This window comes from Ideonella dechloratans (assembly GCF_021049305.1).
GTDB classification, from domain to species: domain Bacteria; phylum Pseudomonadota; class Gammaproteobacteria; order Burkholderiales; family Burkholderiaceae_C; genus Ideonella; species Ideonella dechloratans.
Window position 1 is genome coordinate 3541557 of record NZ_CP088081.1, and the last position, 17184, is coordinate 3558740.

At 70.1% G+C, this 17184-nt stretch carries 15 protein-coding genes; 7 read left to right on the forward strand and 8 right to left on the reverse strand.

Features of this window, described 5'->3' with window-relative positions:
* Window positions 1–12: 12 nt before the first annotated feature.
* Window positions 13–1230 carry an NAD(P)/FAD-dependent oxidoreductase gene (locus tag LRM40_RS16510; RefSeq protein ID WP_151125337.1) on the reverse strand — a complete coding sequence of 406 codons (1218 nt, stop codon included), beginning with the start codon at window positions 1228–1230 and terminating at the stop codon, window positions 13–15.
* 111 nt (window positions 1231–1341) lie between these two features.
* Between LRM40_RS16510 and LRM40_RS16515 the strand changes: the two genes are divergently transcribed.
* On the forward strand, window positions 1342–1731 hold the full coding sequence (locus LRM40_RS16515) for a TraR/DksA family transcriptional regulator (protein WP_151125336.1): 390 nt from the start codon (window positions 1342–1344) through the stop codon (window positions 1729–1731).
* 59 nt (window positions 1732–1790) lie between these two features.
* The gene (locus LRM40_RS16520; RefSeq protein ID WP_151125335.1) at window positions 1791–2201 is read left to right on the forward strand and encodes a hypothetical protein; all 411 of its coding nucleotides are present in this window, start codon (window positions 1791–1793) and stop codon (window positions 2199–2201) included.
* 57 nt (window positions 2202–2258) lie between these two features.
* On the opposite strand, the gene LRM40_RS16525 is transcribed toward LRM40_RS16520, so the two are convergent.
* A complete protein-coding gene (locus LRM40_RS16525; RefSeq protein WP_151125334.1) occupies window positions 2259–3542 on the reverse strand; it encodes a solute carrier family 23 protein in 1284 nt (427 codons plus the stop codon).
* Window positions 3543–3648: 106 nt separating this feature from the next.
* The gene (locus LRM40_RS16530) at window positions 3649–3852 is read right to left on the reverse strand and encodes a hypothetical protein (RefSeq protein WP_151125333.1); all 204 of its coding nucleotides are present in this window, start codon (window positions 3850–3852) and stop codon (window positions 3649–3651) included.
* 89 nt (window positions 3853–3941) lie between these two features.
* On the opposite strand from LRM40_RS16530, the gene LRM40_RS16535 reads away from it, so the two are divergent.
* Window positions 3942–4823, forward strand: a complete 882-nt coding sequence (locus LRM40_RS16535) for a LysR family transcriptional regulator (protein WP_231067602.1) — start codon at window positions 3942–3944, stop codon at window positions 4821–4823.
* Window positions 4824–4842: 19 nt separating this feature from the next.
* Here LRM40_RS16535 and LRM40_RS16540 read toward each other — a convergent pair whose 3' ends face one another.
* The 3 genes from LRM40_RS16540 to LRM40_RS16550 are packed head-to-tail and all read right to left on the reverse strand — an operon-like array spanning window position 4843 to window position 8571.
* Complete coding sequence (locus LRM40_RS16540; protein ID WP_151125379.1) at window positions 4843–6570, reverse strand: ABC transporter ATP-binding protein; 1728 nt, start codon at window positions 6568–6570, stop codon at window positions 4843–4845.
* Window positions 6571–6574: 4 nt separating this feature from the next.
* A complete protein-coding gene (locus tag LRM40_RS16545; protein WP_151125378.1) occupies window positions 6575–7636 on the reverse strand; it encodes an ABC transporter permease in 1062 nt (353 codons plus the stop codon).
* On the reverse strand, window positions 7633–8571 hold the full coding sequence (locus LRM40_RS16550) for an ABC transporter permease (protein ID WP_151125377.1): 939 nt from the start codon (window positions 8569–8571) through the stop codon (window positions 7633–7635). Before LRM40_RS16550 ends, LRM40_RS16545 begins: the two co-directional genes overlap by 4 nt.
* A 175-nt stretch (window positions 8572–8746) precedes the next feature.
* Here LRM40_RS16550 and LRM40_RS16555 point away from each other — a divergent pair, with 175 nt between their 5' ends.
* Genes LRM40_RS16555 through LRM40_RS16565 form a run of 3 tightly spaced genes read left to right on the forward strand, consistent with a single transcriptional unit; the run spans window position 8747 to window position 14342 of the window.
* Window positions 8747–10567, forward strand: a complete 1821-nt coding sequence (locus LRM40_RS16555; protein ID WP_151125376.1) for an ABC transporter substrate-binding protein — start codon at window positions 8747–8749, stop codon at window positions 10565–10567.
* A 45-nt stretch (window positions 10568–10612) separates the two neighbouring features.
* Window positions 10613–12487 (forward strand): ABC transporter substrate-binding protein, encoded by a 1875-nt coding sequence (locus LRM40_RS16560; RefSeq protein WP_170288944.1) that lies wholly within the window; start codon window positions 10613–10615, stop codon window positions 12485–12487.
* Window positions 12488–12491: 4 nt separating this feature from the next.
* The gene (locus tag LRM40_RS16565) at window positions 12492–14342 is read left to right on the forward strand and encodes an ABC transporter substrate-binding protein (RefSeq protein ID WP_231067603.1); all 1851 of its coding nucleotides are present in this window, start codon (window positions 12492–12494) and stop codon (window positions 14340–14342) included.
* Between the two features lie 13 nt (window positions 14343–14355).
* Here the strand turns inward: LRM40_RS16565 and trxC are convergent, their stop codons facing one another.
* Together trxC and LRM40_RS16575 are read right to left on the reverse strand one after the other, a co-directional pair.
* The gene (trxC, locus tag LRM40_RS16570; protein WP_231067604.1) at window positions 14356–14796 is read right to left on the reverse strand and encodes a thioredoxin TrxC; all 441 of its coding nucleotides are present in this window, start codon (window positions 14794–14796) and stop codon (window positions 14356–14358) included.
* A 72-nt stretch (window positions 14797–14868) separates the two neighbouring features.
* A complete protein-coding gene (locus LRM40_RS16575) occupies window positions 14869–15459 on the reverse strand; it encodes a hypothetical protein (RefSeq protein WP_151125375.1) in 591 nt (196 codons plus the stop codon).
* 117 nt (window positions 15460–15576) lie between these two features.
* Between LRM40_RS16575 and LRM40_RS16580 the strand changes: the two genes are divergently transcribed.
* On the forward strand, window positions 15577–17175 hold the full coding sequence (locus LRM40_RS16580) for an AmpG family muropeptide MFS transporter (protein WP_151125374.1): 1599 nt from the start codon (window positions 15577–15579) through the stop codon (window positions 17173–17175).
* Window positions 17176–17184: the final 9 nt, after the last annotated feature.

Below are 17184 nucleotides of genomic sequence, written 5' to 3' on the forward strand. Positions count from 1 at the left end.
CGGGCGCCCGGATCAGCGCATCGGCATCAGCAGCCGCAGCAGGCCGCCGGCACTGACCAGCTTGGCCGGATTGGTCGTTTCCTCCAGCACCCCGGCCATGCGTCGGCGCAGGCCGGCGCTGTGGCGGGCCCGCCAGATCACCAGATCGGCCAGCCAGGGGTGGGCATTGATGCGGTTGGCCTTCTCGTAGAGGTCGAACCGCGGCTTGAGGGCCGACAGCCCGGCCTCGTAGCGCTGGCGCACCGCCGCTTCCTCACCGCCGGCCACCAGGGCCTCGGCGGCCAGGATGCCGGTCTCCAGGGCCTTGCCGATGCCTTCGCCGGTGAAGGAGTAGGTGCTGCCGGCCGCTTCGCCGGCCACCAGCACGCCCGGTGCGCTCCAGTGGGCGCCTTCCAGCGTGCAGCGCAGCGGCGCCCCCTTGAGCTCGCCCACCCACTGGCCGCCCTGCACCAGTTCGCGCGCGCTCGGGTGGTGGCGGCAGAAGGCGTCGAACACCGCGCGCAGGTTCACGTCCTGCTTGGCGCTGCGCCCATCGACCAGGGTGCGGTGGCTGTGGGCGATGCCCACACCGATGTTGAACACCCCGTCCGGGCCGGGGAAGATCCAGCCGTAGCCGGGCCGCAGACTGCGGTGCCAGACCACTTCCATGGCCTTCAGGCGCTCGGCCATGGCGGGGTGGCGGACGTAGCCTCGCAGCGCCACGCCGCTGGGCACGCGCCGCCGGCACAGGCCAGCCGCCAGCAAGGCCTGGGGCACCGCGCCGGTGGCCAGCACCACCCAGCGGGCCGAGACCTCGTGCACCGCGTCCCCCTGGCGCAGGGTGGCACCCTGGGCGCGACCCTGCGCGTCGGTCAGCAGGCCCTCGAAGCGCCAGGGCGCCCGGAACTCCGCCCCGGCGGCCACCGCGGCGTCCAGCAGGATCTGGTCCAGTTCGCGGCGCGGCAGCACCGCCAGCCGGCCCGGCACCTCCACCCGGCCGCCACGCGGACCGATGCAAGCCACCCGCTCCACCGGATGGGCCCGGGCAGCCACGGTCTCGGCCACGCCCAGGCGGGCCAGCGCGGCATGGGCGTCCGGGATCAGGCCATCGCCGCACACCTTCTCGCGCGGAAAGGGCTGCTGGTCCACCAGGCACACCGTCAGGCCGGCACGCGCCAGCATCTGGGCACAGGCCGAGCCGGCGGGTCCGGCGCCGACCACCAGCACATCGCAGCTCTCAGGCAAGGTCATGACGGCATTGTAGGGAGGCCTTCCGCCTGCGGCCCCACCCGCCGCCACCTTGACGACCATCAAGACAAATACCCACGGGAGCACGCACCATGGGGACTCAAGGAGACCGACATGAGCACCGCACTGACCCCCGCCCAACGGGCTGAACTGGGCGCCTTGCTGATTGCCCGCATGGCCACGCTGGAGGAGGAAATCGCCGCCCAGGAGGGCGCGGGCGGCCGGGTGGCCGCCGCCGCCGAACTGCTGGACGACAGCCGCGAAGGCGGTGTGCAGCGCGAGGCCGACCGCGAGGTCGCCCTGCAACGCACGAGCCAGGCCCATGGCGAGTTGCAACGCGTGCGCGACGCCCTGGACCGGCTGGAGAGCCCGGGCTTCGGCCTGTGCAGCGCGTGTGGCGAAGCCATCGGCATGCCGCGCCTGCAGGCCAAGCCCTGGACCCGCCACTGCGTCGCCTGCGAGCGCCAGATGGAGCTGGGCCAGCCGACCCCGCCGCGCCTGTGACCCGGGCCGGCCACCCCGCCGCCTGAACCGATCGATTCAATCACCGAGGAGAGAACACCATGAGTACCTATCACGCCGTCGTCTGGATGGACCAGAAGGAAGCCCACGTGATGCACTTCGACGCCGAGTCGATGCAGGCCGAGCGCGTCAAGTCGCGCAGCCACCACCAGCGCGCGGCCGGCCAGCTGCAGAAGGACACCCACCATGCCGGCATGACCGAGAAGGAAGCCGCCGAGTACTTCGGCGCCATCGCCCAGGCCCTGGAAGGCTCGCAAGAGGTGCTGGTGCTGGGCCCGGCCCGCATGCACGAGGAGTTCAAGGAGTGGACGGCCAAGCACCTGCCGGCCGCGGCCAAGACCATCGTCGGCAGCGAGAAGGCCGACCACCCGACCGACGGTCAGGTGGTGGCCCTGGCCCGCCGCTACTTCCACAAGTTCGACAACATGGCGGGCAAGGCCGGCGGACGCTGAGGCTCGCCGGCGCCGGCGGGCCGCCCCCGGGAGGGGCCGGCCCGCCGACTTGCACCATCAGCCCTTCTTGCCGCCCAGCAGGGCGTGCAGCAGGATGGCGCCAAAGGTGGCGGTGCCGATGCCGCCCAGCGCGAAGCCACCGAAATGCAGCGTGTAGTCGCCGGTGCCCAGCACCAGCGTCACCGCCGCCACCATCAGGTTGCGGTTGTCGGTGAAGTCGACCTTGTTGTCGACCCAGATCTTGGCGCCCGAGACCGCGATCAGGCCGAACACCACGATGGACACGCCGCCCATCACCGCCAGCGGGATGGTCTGGATCAGCGCGCCGAACTTGGGCGAGAAACCCAGCACGATGGCCAGCAGGGCCGCGAACACGAAGTTGGCGGTCGAGTAGATCTTGGTCGCCGCCATCACGCCGATGTTCTCGGCATAGGTCGTCACGCCCGTGCCGCCCACGGCGCCGGAGACCATGGTGGCCACGCCGTCACCGATGAAGGCACGGCCCATCGAGCCATCGAGGTTGCGGCCGGTCATCGCGCTGACCGCCTTGATGTGGCCCAGGTTCTCGGCCACCAGGATCAGCGCCACCGGCGCGATCAGCAGCGCCGCCGAGCCCGTGAACACCGGGCTGGCGAAATGCGGCAGGCCGATCCAGGCGGCATGGGCCACGCCGCTGAAGTCCAGCGGCTTGCCCAGGCCCAGGCCGTTGGTCAGCACCGCATAGACCACGCTGGCCAGGATCAGGCCCGCCAGGATCAGCAGACGCTGCAGCAGGCCCGAGGTGCGCACGGCCACCAGGCCCACGCAGACCACGGTGATGCCCTGCATCCACTTGTCGAACTCGGTGGGCGCCATGTTCTTGATCGGCACGCCGGCCAGGTTCAGGCCGATGACGGCCACCACCGCGCCGGTGACCACCGGCGGCATCAGGCGCTCGACCCAGGCCGTGCCCACGCCCATCACCACCGCGCCGATCAGCGCATAGACCGCCCCGCAGACGATGATGCCGCCCAGCGCCACGCCGATGTTGGCATTGGCTCCGCCGCCGGCAAAGCCAGTGGCCGCGATCACCACGCCGATGAAGGCGAAGGACGATCCCAGGTAGCTGGGCACCTTGCCGCCCACCATCAGGAAGAAGATCAGGGTGCCGATGCCCGACATCAGGATCGCGACATTGGGGTCGAAGCCCATCAGGATCGGGGCCAGCACCGTGGCACCGAACATGGCGATCACGTGCTGCATGCCCATCACCGCGGTCTGCGGCCAGGACAGGCGTTCATCGGGGGCGACGACGCGGCCGGGCTCGGCCGGCACTTCGCGCCATTGGGGAATCAGGGACATGCGATCTCCTCGCTGTTGTTCGGGGGGCGGGTGAGAAAAGAGTGCGCGGCCACGCCGCGGACCACCGGCCAGTGTAGGAGAGGCCGCGCCCCGAAGGCCAGCCGGATCAGTCAGGCACGGGCTCATCGACCCCGCGGCGTGGCGCGCCGGGCTGACGCAGCCAGTAGCCGAGCTCGCCATCGCCCAGGCCCAGGTCCCGCAGTTCTCGCTCCTGCGAGGGCAGCACAGGTCCGGAGGTCGGCAGCAGCCGACGCGACACGCGGCAGCAGAGGGAAGCGAAGGCCGCTGCGGTGCGGGCAAGAGAGGACATGTTGGGCTCCTGAAGGGGATGCGCCATGCTCCGCCCGGGCTTAACATCTGGAAAGTTGAATGTTCTGACGCATTCCTTCAGAAAACCTGATGAGAAACCTGAGCCTGGACCAGTTGCAAACCCTGGTGGCCATTGCCGACCTGGGCACCCTGGCCGCAGCCGCCCAGGCCCTGCACCTGGCCCCGCCCACGGTGAGCCTGCATGTCAGTGAACTGGAAGAGCGCCTGGGCATGGCCCTGCTGCTGCGCGACCGCAAGGGCGCGCGGCCCACGCCCGCCGGGCTGGCCCTGGTGGAAGACGCCCGGCGCCTGCTGCGCGAGCTCGACGAGGCGGTGGCCCGGGCCCGGCGGGTGGCCGAAGGCCGGGCCGGCAAGGTGCGCCTGGGCACCTCCAGCGGCGTGGTGGTGCACCAGCTGCCGGACGTGCTGGCGCGGCTGGCCCGGCACAGCCCGGACGTGGAGGTGGAACTGAGCATCCTGGGCTCGCAGCAGACGCTGGAGCGCCTCTTGGCCGGGCAGCTGGAGTTGGGCATCGTCGCCCTGCCGCTGCCGCCCCAGGGCGAGCTGGTGATCCGCCCCTGGCGGGAGGACGCGATGATGGCCTGGCTGCCTGCCGGCTGGACGGTGCCGGACGTGGTGACGCCGGCCTGGCTGGCCGAGCGGCCGCTGGTGGCCAACGACGGCAGCACCCAGATGCACCGGCTGACCGCCGCCTGGTTCGCCCAGGCCGGCCACCACCCGCGTGCGCGCATCGAGCTGAACTACACCGAGGCCATGAAAAGCCTGGTGGCCGCGGGCTACGGCGCGGCGGTGCTGCCGCTGGAGCGCGGCGAGGACACGCCGCTGCCGGCCGGCGTGGTGGTGCGGCCGCTGGCGCCGCCGCTGGTGCGGCGCCTGGGCCTGGCCCACCGCCCGCCGGCCCTGCTGGACGCCCCGACCCAGGCGGTGCTGCAGCTGCTCACCCCCGGCTGAGCGGGGGCAAGGGCTGCGCTCAGGCCGCGGGCGCCGTCTCGGCCGCCTGCCAGCCCTTGGGCACCGCGCCGATCAGGCGGCGGGTGTAGTCCTGCTTGGGGTGGTGCAAGATGTCCTCGGCGCTGGCCTGCTCGACCACCTCACCGTCCTTCATCACCAGCACCTCGTCGGAGATGAAGCGCACCACGGCCAGATCGTGGCTGATGAAGATGTAGGACAGGCCCAGCTCGTCCTGCAGGTCCTTGAGCAGGTTGAGCACCTGGGCCTGCACCGACACGTCCAGCGCGCTGACCGACTCGTCGAGCACCAGCACCTCCGGGTTGAGTGTCAGGCAGCGGGCGATGGCCACCCGCTGGCGTTGGCCGCCGGAGAACTCGTGCGGGTACTTGCCGAAGGCGCTGGCATCCAGCCCCACCTTGACCAGCAGCTCGCGGGCACGCTGCTCGCGCTCGGCCGCGCTCGCCCCAATGCCGTGGATGGTCATCGGCTCGATCAGGGCCTGGCCCACGGTGAAGCGCGGGTTCAGCGAGGCATAGGGGTTCTGGAAGACGATCTGGATGCGACGGCGCATCTGCTGCCATTCGGCCGGCTTGAGCTTGAGCAGGTCCTGGCCGTCGAAGATCACCTCGCCGCTCGTCGGCTCGTGCAGGCGCAGCAGGGTCAGGCCCATGGTCGTCTTGCCCGAGCCGGATTCGCCCACCACGCCCAGGGTGTGGCCGCGCTTGAGCTTGAAGTTGACGTCGCGCACCGCGCGGAACTCGCGCTGGCCGAACAGCCCGGTCTTGAAGTGGAAGCTCTTGGCCAGGGATTTGACCTCCAGCACCACCGGGGCGTTCGGGTCCTTGGCCCGCACCCGGGAGGTGTCGGCGTCACGGCCGGCGATGTGGTCGTCGATCACCATCAGCCGGGTCGGGTTGTGTTCCAGGCTGGGCCGGCAGGCCAGCAGGGCCTGGGTGTAGGCGTCCTTCGGGGCGCTGAAGATCTGCGCCGAGGGGCCGGTCTCGCGGATGGTGCCGTGGCGCATCACCACCACCTGGTCGGCGATCTCGCCCACCAGGCCCAGGTCGTGGCTGATGAAGAGCACCGACAGGCCGTGCTTGGCCTGCAGCTTGGCCAGCAGCTCGATCACCTGGCGCTGGATGGTCACGTCCAGCGCGGTGGTGGGTTCGTCGGCGATCAGCAGCTTGGGTTCGCAGGCCAGGGCCATGGCGATCATCACCCGCTGCTGCTGCCCGCCGGAGAGCTCGTGCGGATAGGCCTTCAGGCGGCGCTTGGGCTCGGGAATGCCCACCTCGGCCAGCAGGGCCTCGGCTTTTTCCAGCGCAGCCTTGGCGCCCATGCCCAGGTGCAGCTGCAGCGGCTCCATCAGCTGTTGGCCGATGGTGAACACCGGGTTGAGCGAGCTCATCGGGTCCTGGAAGACGCAGGCGATCTCGCGCCCGCGCAGGGCCCGCAGCCGCGCCGGGCTGGCCTGCAGCAGGTCCTGGCCCTGCCAGAGGATGCGGCCGCTGCGACGGGCGTTGTCCGGCAGCAGGTTCAGGATGGACATGGCGGTCACGCTCTTGCCCGAGCCCGACTCGCCCACCAGGGCCACCGTGCTGTTGGCCGGCACGTCGAAGCTCACCGCCTGAGCCCCGCGGCCCACCGCCTCGGCCAGCTGCTCCTGGCCGTTGACCTTGCCCATGCGGAAGGCCACCTTCAGGTCCTGGATGGACAGCAGCATGTTCGTCTCGTTGTTCGCGCTCATCACATCACTCCAGGCCGCGCAGCTTCGGGTCCAGCGCATCGCGCCAGGCGTCGGCCATCAGCGAGAAGGCCGTCACGAACACCGCCATGAAGACGGTGGCGGTGGCCAGCTGCCACCAGTAGCCCAGGATCAGCTCGGCTTGGGCCTCGGCCAGCATGGTGCCCCAGCTGACCTGGTCCACCGGCACGCCCAGACCCAGGTAGGACAGGATCACCTCGCTCTTGATGAAGCCCACCACCAGCAGCGACATGCGCACCAGGATGACGTGGCTCACGTTGGGCAGGATGTGGCGGAAGATGCGCGACATCGACGAGGCGCCGATGGCCTCGGCCGCACGCACGTACTCACGCGCCCGGTGCTTCATGAACTCGGCGCGCACCTGGCGGTACAGGTCGGTCCAGCCGGTGAGGCCCAGGATGAGCACCACGGTGCCGATGCCCCGGCCCAGCACCGCCGCGAAGGCGAAGATCAGCAGGATGTAGGGAATGGCGGTGAAGACGTTGTAGAGCCACTCCAGGAAGTCGCCCACCTTGCCGCCGAAGAAGCCGGCGAAGGCGCCCAGCGCGGTACCCACCAGCGTGGCCACCACCGCGGCCAACACACCGACGAAGACCGACACCTGCGTGCCCTTGATCGCCTTGTCCAGCACGTTGCGACCCAAACGGTCTGCGCCCAGCGGCAGGGTGTCGGCCTTGGGTGTCTCCACCGCGTGGTACTGCTTGGCGCGCTCGGCCCACTCGGCATAGCGCGGCGCCAGCGGGTCGATGTCCGTCAGGTCCACATTGGGGGCGAGATCCTCGGCCTTGGGCTGGGCCGGGTCCAACGCCCGCGGCCCCACCGCCGTGGGCGGCGCATTGGGCACCGCCACCTCGGTCTGCCAACCCCGGGCCACCAGACCGGTGGCCGACAACAGGATCAGCAGCAGGAAGGCCGCCACCACCACCAGGGACACCATGCCCACGCGGTCCTTGCGGAAACGCCGCCAGGCCGCCTGCCAAACGCCCTCGGAACGCAGGGGGGCACCTGCCGGCGCCATGCCGGCCGCTTGTTGAATCACTGCACTCATTTCAGCACCACCCGCGGATCGACCAGCTTGTAGAGCAGGTCCGTGGCCAGGTTGATCAGCATCGTCAGCACCGCCAGGTAGACGGTGGCCGCCTGGATGACGGGGTAGTCGCTGCGGTTGACCGCCAGCAGCACCTCGCGGCCCAGGCCGGGGATGGAGAAGAAGACCTCGATCAGGAAGGAACCGACGAAGATGCCCGGCAAGGCCAGGCCCACATTGGTCAGGATGGGGATCATGGCGTTGCGCAGCACGTGCTTGAACAGCACTGCACCTTCGCCCAGGCCCTTGGCCCGCGCGGTGCGCACATAGTCCTGACCCAGTTCATCGAGGAAGAAGGTGCGGTACAGGCGCGTCTGCGGCGCCAGGCCCACGGCCACCACCAGCAGCAGCGGCAGCGGCACGTACTGCACCAGATTGGTCCAGGTCGAGTCGCTCCAGCCCTGCACCGGGAACCAGCCCAGCTGGAAGCCGAACACGTACTGCCCGACGATCACGTAGACCAGGAAGGAGATCGACAGGGCCACGGTGGTCACCACCATGATCACCCGGTCGGTCAGCGAGCCGCGCACATAGGCCACGCCCAGCGCCACGGGAATGGCCAGCAGCGAGTCCAGGATCAGGATGGGCACCATCACCGTCAGCGTGGCCGGCAGGCGGCTGGCGAACAGGTGGGCCACCGGCTCGTTGGTTGCCCAGCTCTTGCCCCAGTCGAAGGTGGCGATCTGCTTGACGAAGATCCACAGCTGGATCCACCACGGCTGGTCCAGCCCGAGTTCCTGCCGGATCGCGGCGATCTGTGCCTGGGTGGCGTTCTGGCCCCCAAGAATGACGGCGGGGTCACTGCCGAAGAACTTGAACAGGGCGAACACCAGCAGGACCACCCCCAGCAGGGTGGGCACCATCTGCCACAGGCGCCGTATCAGATAGGCAAGCATAGAGAGGACAACAGGGTTGAGACCTGGCGGCTTGTGGCCACCGAGCCAGACTGAAGAATGCGCGAGTGTAGGCGGGGCGCGATCCGGGCCCTCCCTAACGCAAACCCTGTGCCAGCGTCATCCTCTCGGTGGGGGCGGATAGACTCGAGCGTTTTGCAACTCGGAACAGCAGTACATGGGCTGGATTCGAACCCTGGTGCAGGCCACAAGCCTGGCCCTCTCGCTGATGACCGCGGCCCAGGCCGCCGATGCCCCGGCTTCCGCGCCCACCGGCACGAAGGTGGTGCGCTATGCCTTCAACGCCGCAGAAACCGGCTTCGACCCGGCCCGCATCAGCGACATCTACTCGAACCAAGTGCTCTCGCACATCTTCGAGGCCCCGCTGACCTACGACTACCTGGCCCGCCCGGCCGAGGTGCGTCCGCTCACGGCGGCCGCGCTGCCCGAGCACTCGGCCGACTTCACGGTCTGGACGGTGCACATCCGCCCGGGCATCTACTTCGCCGACGACCCGGCCTTCAAGGGCGTCCGGCGCGAGCTGACCGCGGCCGACTACGCCTACGCGATCAAGCGCTACTACGACCCACGCTGGAAGAGCCCGGTCTACAGCGAGTACCGCGAGTACCACGTGCTGGGCCTGGAGGAACTGCGCCAGAAGGCCCTGGACACGCGCCGCCCCTTCGACTACGACGCCCCGGTGGCCGGCCTGCAGACGCCCGACCGCTACACCCTGCGCGTCACGCTGGGCCGACCCAATCCGATGTTCATGCTGACGATGGCCAACACCAACAGCTTCGGCGCGGTGGCGCGCGAGGTGGTGGAGGCCTACGGCGAGGACGTCGACGCCCACCCCGTGGGCACCGGCCCCTTCCGGCTGGCGCAGTGGCGCCGCTCCTCGCTGATCGTGCTGGAGCGCAACCCCGGCTACCGCGACGACTCCTACGACGCCCACCCGGCCGCCGACGACGCCGAGGGCCAGGCCCTGCTGGCACGCTTCAAGGGCCGCAAGCTGCCGATGATCGACCGGCTCGAATTCGCCATCATCGAGCAGCCCCAGCCCACCTGGCTGTCCTTCCTGTCCAGGGACTTCGACCTGGTGATCACCCCGCTGGAGTACGCACCCATCGCCGCGCCGGGTGGCCACCTGGCGCCCAACCTGGCCAAGCAGGGCATCCAGCTGGAGCGGGTGCTGCGCTCGGACCACGCCTACACCTACTTCAACATGAACGATCCGGTGGTGGGGGGCTACACCGCCGAGAAGATCGCGCTGCGCCGGGCCATCTCGCTGGCCTACGACAACATGGCCGAGATCAACCGGGTGCGCCGCGGCCTGGGCATTCCGGCCAAGACCCTGCTGGTGCCCAACACCTACGGCTACGACCCGCAGCAGAACTTCGGCTTCAGCGAGTACGACCCGGCCAAGGCCCTGCTGGATCTGTATGGCTATGTCGACAAGGACGGTGACGGCTGGCGCGACCTGCCCGACGGCAAGCCCCTGCTGCTGCGCTACTTCACCCAGAGCGACGAGACCAGCCGCCAGTTCAACGAGCTGTGGGGCAAGTACATGAAGGCCGTGGGCCTGCACATGGAGTTCGTGCCCGGCCAGTGGCCCGACCAGTTCAAGCTGGCCCAGGCCGGCTCGGTGCAGATCTGGGCCCTGGGCAACACCGCCACCTCGCCCGATGGCTCGGGCTTTCTGCACGAGGCCTACGGCCCCGAGGCCGGCGCCAACAACCTGCCCTTCTTCAAGCTGCCGGCCTACGACGACCTGGTGCGCCGCATCGACCAGATGCCACTGAGCCCCGAGCGCGACGCGCTGATCACCCAGGCCCAGAGATTGCTGGCGGTGTACATGCCGATCAAGCCGCATGTCCACCGCATCCGCCTGTACCTGTCCCAACCCTGGCTGCTGGGCTACCGCACCCACCCCTTCGCCCTCGATTTCGGCCGCTTTGTGGACGTGGACCTCCAGAAGAAGTCCGCGGCCCTGCACTGATGGCCTGGCGCCACCCCGTCGCCACCTCCTGAACTGACCGAGTCCATGTCCGAGTCCTCTGCAATCCCGCCGCATCCAGACGCACCCCGCTCCACCGCCCGACGCCAACTGCTGCAGGCCGCCGGCCTGGCCGGCGTCGCCAGCCTGATGACCAGCGCCCCGGCCGAAGCCGCCGAGACGGGGACAGGCGCCGGCCCCAAGGTGCTGCGCTATGCCTTCCGCGTGGCCGAAACGGGCTTTGATCCGGCCAAGCTCAGCGACCTGTACTCGCGCATCATCACGCCGCACATCTTCGAAGGCCTCTACACCTACGACCACCTGGCCCGTCCGGCCAAGATCAAGCCGCTGACCGCCGTGGCCATGCCCGAGGTGTCGGCCGATTTCCGCGTCTTCACCATCCGCGTGAAGCCGGGCATCTTCTTCGCGTCGGATCCGGCCTTCAAGGGGCAGAAGCGCGAGCTGGTGGCCGAGGACTATGTCTACGCCCTCAAGCGCTTTGCCGACCCGGCCAACAAGAGCCCGGCCTGGGGCGACCTGGAAGAGGCCAACTTCATCGGCCTGACGGCCTTGCGCGAGGAAACGCTCAAGAGCCGCAAGCCCTTCGACTACGACCGGGTGGTGCCCGGCCTGCGCGCGCTGGACCGCTACACCCTGCGCCTGGAAGTGGCCGAGACCCGGCCCCGCCTGGTCGAGCTGCTGGCCGGCGGCGACCTCTACGGTGCCGTCGCCCGCGAGGTGGTGGAGGCCTATGGTTCGGAGATCGCTGCCCACCCGGTGGGCACCGGCCCGTTCAAGCTGGTGCAGTGGCGGCGCAGCTCGCTGATCGCGCTGGAGCGCAACCCCGAGTACCGCGAACGCTATTACGACGCCGAGCCGGCCGCCGACGATGCCGAGGGCCAGGCCCTGCTGGCGCGCTTCAAGGGCCGCCGCCTGCCCATGCTGGACCGGGTCGAGGTCTCCATCATCGAAGAGAACCAGCCGCGCTGGTTGTCCTTCCTGAACGGGCAGCAGAACTTCATCGAACGGGTGCCCGAGGAGTTCGTCAACATCGCCATGCCGGGCGGCAAGGTGGCCCCCAACCTGGCCCACCAGGGCATCCAGGGCTACCGGGCGCTGGCCCCGGACGTGGTGCTGACGCTCTACAACATGGAGGACCCGGTGATCGGGGGCTACACGCCCGAGAGGATCGCCCTGCGCCGGGCCATGAACCTGGCCCTGGACATCCCGCGCGAGATCAGCCTGGTGCGACGCGGCCAGGGCATCCCGGCCCAGTCCATCGTGGTGCCCAACACCAGCGGCTACGACCCGAACTTCCGCTCCGAAATGGGGCAGTACGACCCGGCCCGCGCCAAGGCCCTGCTGGACATCTACGGCTATGTGGACAAGAACGGCGACGGTTGGCGCGAGCAGCCCAACGGCGAGCCCCTGGTGATCCGCCGCGCCTCCCAGCCTGACCAGACCTCGCGGGCGCTGGACGAGCTGTGGCAGCGCAACATGAAGGCCATCGGCATCCGGGTGGAGATCGAGGCCGCCAAGTGGCCCGAGAACCTCAAGGCCGCCCAGGCCGGCGCGCTGATGTGCTGGGGCGTGGCCTCGTCGGCCTCGCAGTTCGACGGCCAGGGCGCGCTGGGCCGCTACTACGGCCCGCTGGCCGGCAGCGCCAACCTGGCCCGCTTCAAGAATGCCGAGTTCGACGCCATCTACCTGAAGATGCAGGCCCTGCCCGACGGCCCCGAGCGCGACGCCCTGTTCCGCCAGGCCAAGCGCATCGGCGTCGCCTACGCGCCCTACAAGTGCCACCTGCACCGCTTCATCACCGACATGTCCAGCGGCGAGGTCCACGGCTACCGCCGCCCCTTGTTCTGGAACGACTGGTGGCAGTACGTGGACATCGGGCCCTCCTCCTCCGCCAAGGCCTGACCCCGTGAGCGACTTGCCCCCGCACCCCGGCCGCCGCCAGTGGCTGCAGACCACCGGCCTGGCGGGCGCCGCAGCCCTGCTGGGCAGCCAGTCGGCCGCCGCCGGCACGGCCACGGCGTCAGCCGCCTCGCCCAAGGTCTTGCGCTACGCCTTCAAGGCGGCCGAGACCGGCTTCGACCCGGCCAAGATCCAGGACCTGTACTCGCGCATCCTCACTGCGCACATCTTCGAGGGCCTCTACGTCTACGACCATCTGGCCCGCCCGGCGAAGGTCAGGCTGCTCACCGCGGCGGCACTGCCCGAAATCTCGCCGGACTTCCGGGTCTACGTGATCAAGGTGCAGCCGGGCATCTATTTCATGTCCGACCCGGCCTTCAAGGGCCGCAAGCGCGAACTGGTGGCCGAGGACTACGTCTACGCCATCAAGCGCTTCGCCGATCCGGCCAACAAGAGCCCGGCCTGGGGCGATCTGGAGGAGGCCAACTTCGTCGGTCTGGCCGCGCTGCGCGAGGAATGCCTGCAGAAGCGCCAGCCCTTCGACTACGACCGGGTGGTGCCCGGCCTGCGTGCGCTGGACCGCTACACCCTGCGCCTGGAGGTGGCCGCCGGCCGGCCCCGCCTGATCGAGCTGCTGACCGGCAGCGACCTGTTCGGCGCCGTGGCCCGCGAGGTGGTGGAGTTCTACGGCCCCGAAGAGATCATGGGCCACCCGGTGGGCACCGGCCCCTTCAAGCTGGTGCAGTGGCGCCGCAGCTCGCTGATCGCGCTGGAGCGCAACCCCGAGTACCGCGAGCGCCTGTACGACGCCGAACCGGCCGCCGACGATGCCGAGGGCCAGGCCCTGCTGGCGCGCTTCAAGGGCCGCCGCCTGCCCATGATCGACCGGGTCGAGGTGTCCATCATCGAGGAGAGCCAGCCGCGCTGGCTGTCCTTCCTGAACGGGCAGCAGAACTTCATCGAACGGGTGCCCGAGGAGTTCGCCACCCTGGCCATGCCCAACGGCCGCCTGGCGCCCAACCTGGCCCACCAGCACATGCAGGGTTACCGCAGCCTGGCGCCGGACATCGGCTACACCCTGTACAACATGGAAGACCCGGTGGTGGGCGGCTACACGCCGGAGAAGATCGCCCTGCGCCGGGCCATGAACCTGGGCATGGACATCCCGCGCGAGATCGCGCTGGTGCGCCAGGGCCAGGGCATTCCCGCCCAGTCGCTCATCGTGCCCAACACCAGCGGCTACGACCCGAACTTCCGCTCCGAGATGGGGCAGTACGACCCGGCGCGCGCCAAGGCCCTCTTGGACATCTACGGCTACGTGGACCGCGACGGCGACGGCTGGCGCGAGCAGCCCGACGGCTCGCCGCTGCTGATCCGCCGCGCCTCCCAGCCCGACCAGTTCTACCGCTCGCTCGACGAGCTGTGGCAGCGCAACATGCAGGCCATCGGCATCCGCGGGGTGATCGAGCCCGCCAAATGGCCCGAGAACCTCAAGGCGGCCCAGGCCGGCTCGCTGATGAGCTGGTTCGTGAACTCCTCGGCCAGCCAGTACGACGGCCAGAGCGGCCTGGGCATGATGTTCAGCCCCAAGATCGGCGGCGACAACATGGCCCGCTTCAAGAGCGCCGAGTTCGATGCCCTCTACCTGAAGATGCAGGCCCTGCCCGACGGCCCGGAACGCTGGGCCCTTTTCCGCCAGGCCCAGCGCATCGGCATCGTCTACGCGCCGTACAAATGCCATGTGCACCGCTACGTCACCGACGTGGCAGCCGCCGAGGTGCAGGGCTACCGCCGCCCCCCGTTCTGGAACGAGTGGTGGCAGTACGTGGACATCGGGCCCGCGCCGGCCCGGGCCTGAGCCCGTCGCAGGCTCAGCGCTGCGCCCAGGCCGCCACCTGGGCCGCCGGCATGGCACCGGCCACCCGGTCCACCTCGCGGCCGCCGCGCAGCTTCAGCAGCGTCGGGATGCTGCGGATGCCGTAACGGGCCGAAAGCTGCGGGTTCTCGTCACTGTTGACCTTGACGAACAAGGCCCGGCCCTTGAGCTGGGCGGCCGCCGCCTCGAACTGCGGCGCCATCATGCGGCAGGGGCCGCACCAGGGGGCCCAGAAGTCCACCACCACCGGCAGGCCGCTGCCCGCCACCACCTTGTCGAAGCTGGCGTCGGTCAAGGCCAGCGGGTGGCCATCCAGCAAGGCCTGCTGGCAGCGGCCGCAGACCGGGTCATCGGCCAGGCGCTCGGTGGGGATGCGGTTGGTCGCCCCGCAGTGCGGGCAGACCATCTGGGTGCGGGCGGAGGTGTCGGTGCTCATGCCGGGCACATGGGTACACGCCCGGGTATTTCAAGGTCCGGCGTGCGGCTCCGGCGGCGCGCCTCGGGGGCTTCAGCCCCGTGGCCGGGCCGGGGCGGCGGGCGGCGCGGCCGGCCGCATGTCCCCGCCCATGTGCAGGGTCACCGGGTCCACGATGGTCTGGGAGATGCGCTTGAGCTGCTCGATCTCGTCCTGCAGCGCCGTCAGCTTGGCCACATGCTCGCGCTGCATCGCGTCCACCTGCTCGACCATGTCGGTCATCAGGTGGGACAGCTCGTTGGCATGGGTCTGGCGCAATTCCTCGATCTGGCGTTCGTGGCGCTGCTGCTCGGCCTGCTGCTGCTGGCTGCGCTCGAGCAGGTCGCGCGCATGCTGGTCGGTGGCCGCGCGCAGGCGGGCCGTCAGGTCCAGGTTGGCCTCGCGCAGGCGTTCCAGCAGGCGCTGGGAGGTGGCGTCCAGCCGGGGCTCGCCGCCACTGGCGCCATTCGCGCCCGCCGCAGCCGGGGCGGCCGCGGCCTGGGCGGGCCGGGCCGGCCGGGGTTGCATCTGGGTGGGCGGTGGGTCGCTGGGTTTGCGGCGGCTGACCGCGCCGATGAACAGGCCCAGGCCCAGGCCGCCCACGGCGCCCAACACCTGCCAGTACCACGCGGGAACATCTGCCATCAAGCCCACGACATCACCTTTTGCCGAACCTGCCAAGAAACGAACCGACCAGCGCCGATTCCATCACATTTTGGCCCCGGCTCCGAGCGGCAAGCCCCCCACTTCTAGAATCCTGCCATGCCCCCGCCCTCCCTGCCGGCCGCCGCCTCCCGGGCCGGTCATCGCCTGCGCGCCCTGCACCGCTTGTTCGTCGTCACCCTGCTGGGCTTTGCCTCGGGGCTGCCGCTGGCCCTCACCGGCCAGGCCCTGCAGGCCTGGCTGAGCCTGGAGGGCCTGGACGTCGCCACCATCGGCTTTCTGAGTCTGGTGGGCCTGCCCTACACCTTCAAGTTCCTGTGGGCCCCGCTGATGGACCGCTTCGACCCGCCCGGCCTGGGCCGGCGCCGCGGTTGGCTGGTGCTCACCCAGCTGGCCCTGGCCGGGGCCCTGATGGCCCTGGCGGCCACCTCGCCCAGCCGGTCCTTACAGACTTTTGCACTTCTGGCGGTGGCCGTGGCGTTCTTGTCGGCCTCGCAGGACGTGGCCATCGACGCCTACCGCACCGATCTGCTGCCGGCGTCCGAGCGTGGCCTGGGCTCTTCGCTCAACGTGATGGGCTACCGGCTGGCCATGATCCTCTCCGGCGGCGTGGCCCTGATCTGGACCGACCCGCAGCAGGGCGGCGGCTGGAGCTGGCCCCAGGTCTACCGGCTGATGGCCGGCCTGATGGTGGTCACCGCCGTGGCCAGCGCCACCCTGCTGCCCCGCCTGCCCCGTCCCGAGGTGCCGCGCAGCCTGGCGCGCGAGGACCTGACCGGCTTCCTGGCCGTGAGCGGCGCCGCCGTGGCCGGCTACCTGCTGACCCAGCACCTCTGGTCGCCTCTGGCCTCAGCCCTGCTGCTGCCCTGGCTGCAGGGCACCGCGCTGGCCACCGCCCTGCAGCAACGCTGGACCGACCTGGCCGCCTTGCTGCTGGGCCTGGCCACCACCCTGCCGCTGGCGGCCTGGGCGGCCCGGCGGGCGCGCTTCCACACCCTGTTGTCGGGCCTGGCCAGCTACTTCAGCCAGCCCGGCGCCTGGGCCTTCCTGGGCCTGATCGTGCTCTACAAGCTGGGCGACGCCTTTGCCGGCGCCCTGATGACCCCGTTCCTGCTCAAGACCATGGCCTTCACCTCGGCCGAGGTGGGCCTGGTCAACAAGGTGCTGGGCCTGTGGCTGACCCTGCTGGGCGCCCTGCTGGGCGGCGCGCTGATGCTGCGCCTGGGCCTGTGGCGCGCGCTGATGCTCTTCGGCCTGGCCCAGGGCCTGAGCAACCTGGGCTTCTGGTGGCTGGCCGTGCACGGCCAGGGCGCCCTGCCGGGGCTGACCATCCCGGCCTTCGACTGGGGCTTCGTGCACCTGGCCCAGGCCACGCCGGTGGATGGCGGCCTTCTGATGGTCATCGCGCTGGAGAACCTGACCGGCGGCATGGGCACCGCGGCCTTCGTCGCCTTCCTGATGAGCCTGACCAGCCAGCGCTTCACCGCCACCCAGTACGCCCTGCTCAGCGCCTTCGCCTCGGTCGGCCGGGTCTGGGTGGGGCCGCTGGCCGGCGTGCTGGCCGAATCCATCGGCTGGCCTCCCTTTTTCCTGCTGTCCACCGCACTTTCCGCCCCGGCGTTGTTGATGCTCTGGCGCCTGCGTGCGAGCATCCAGGCCCTGGCGCCCGATCCTGGCGCCGCCACCGCGGACGACTGACCACCTGTC

Excerpts from the sequence above, each read along its gene's own strand:
- LRM40_RS16510 (WP_151125337.1), bottom strand. The coding sequence starts at position 1,230 with ATGACCTTGCCTGAGAGCTGCGATGTGCTGGTGGTCGGCGCCGGACCC.
- LRM40_RS16515 (WP_151125336.1), top strand. The coding sequence starts at position 1,342 with ATGAGCACCGCACTGACCCCCGCCCAACGGGCTGAACTGGGCGCCTTG.
- LRM40_RS16520 (WP_151125335.1), top strand. The coding sequence starts at position 1,791 with ATGAGTACCTATCACGCCGTCGTCTGGATGGACCAGAAGGAAGCCCAC.
- LRM40_RS16525 (WP_151125334.1), bottom strand. The coding sequence starts at position 3,542 with ATGTCCCTGATTCCCCAATGGCGCGAAGTGCCGGCCGAGCCCGGCCGC.
- LRM40_RS16530 (WP_151125333.1), bottom strand. The coding sequence starts at position 3,852 with ATGTCCTCTCTTGCCCGCACCGCAGCGGCCTTCGCTTCCCTCTGCTGC.
- LRM40_RS16535 (WP_231067602.1), top strand. The coding sequence starts at position 3,942 with ATGAGAAACCTGAGCCTGGACCAGTTGCAAACCCTGGTGGCCATTGCC.
- LRM40_RS16540 (WP_151125379.1), bottom strand. The coding sequence starts at position 6,570 with ATGAGCGCGAACAACGAGACGAACATGCTGCTGTCCATCCAGGACCTG.
- LRM40_RS16545 (WP_151125378.1), bottom strand. The coding sequence starts at position 7,636 with ATGAGTGCAGTGATTCAACAAGCGGCCGGCATGGCGCCGGCAGGTGCC.
- LRM40_RS16550 (WP_151125377.1), bottom strand. The coding sequence starts at position 8,571 with ATGCTTGCCTATCTGATACGGCGCCTGTGGCAGATGGTGCCCACCCTG.
- LRM40_RS16555 (WP_151125376.1), top strand. The coding sequence starts at position 8,747 with ATGGGCTGGATTCGAACCCTGGTGCAGGCCACAAGCCTGGCCCTCTCG.
- LRM40_RS16560 (WP_170288944.1), top strand. The coding sequence starts at position 10,613 with ATGTCCGAGTCCTCTGCAATCCCGCCGCATCCAGACGCACCCCGCTCC.
- trxC (WP_231067604.1), bottom strand. The coding sequence starts at position 14,796 with ATGAGCACCGACACCTCCGCCCGCACCCAGATGGTCTGCCCGCACTGC.
- LRM40_RS16575 (WP_151125375.1), bottom strand. The coding sequence starts at position 15,459 with ATGGCAGATGTTCCCGCGTGGTACTGGCAGGTGTTGGGCGCCGTGGGC.
- LRM40_RS16580 (WP_151125374.1), top strand. The coding sequence starts at position 15,577 with ATGCCCCCGCCCTCCCTGCCGGCCGCCGCCTCCCGGGCCGGTCATCGC.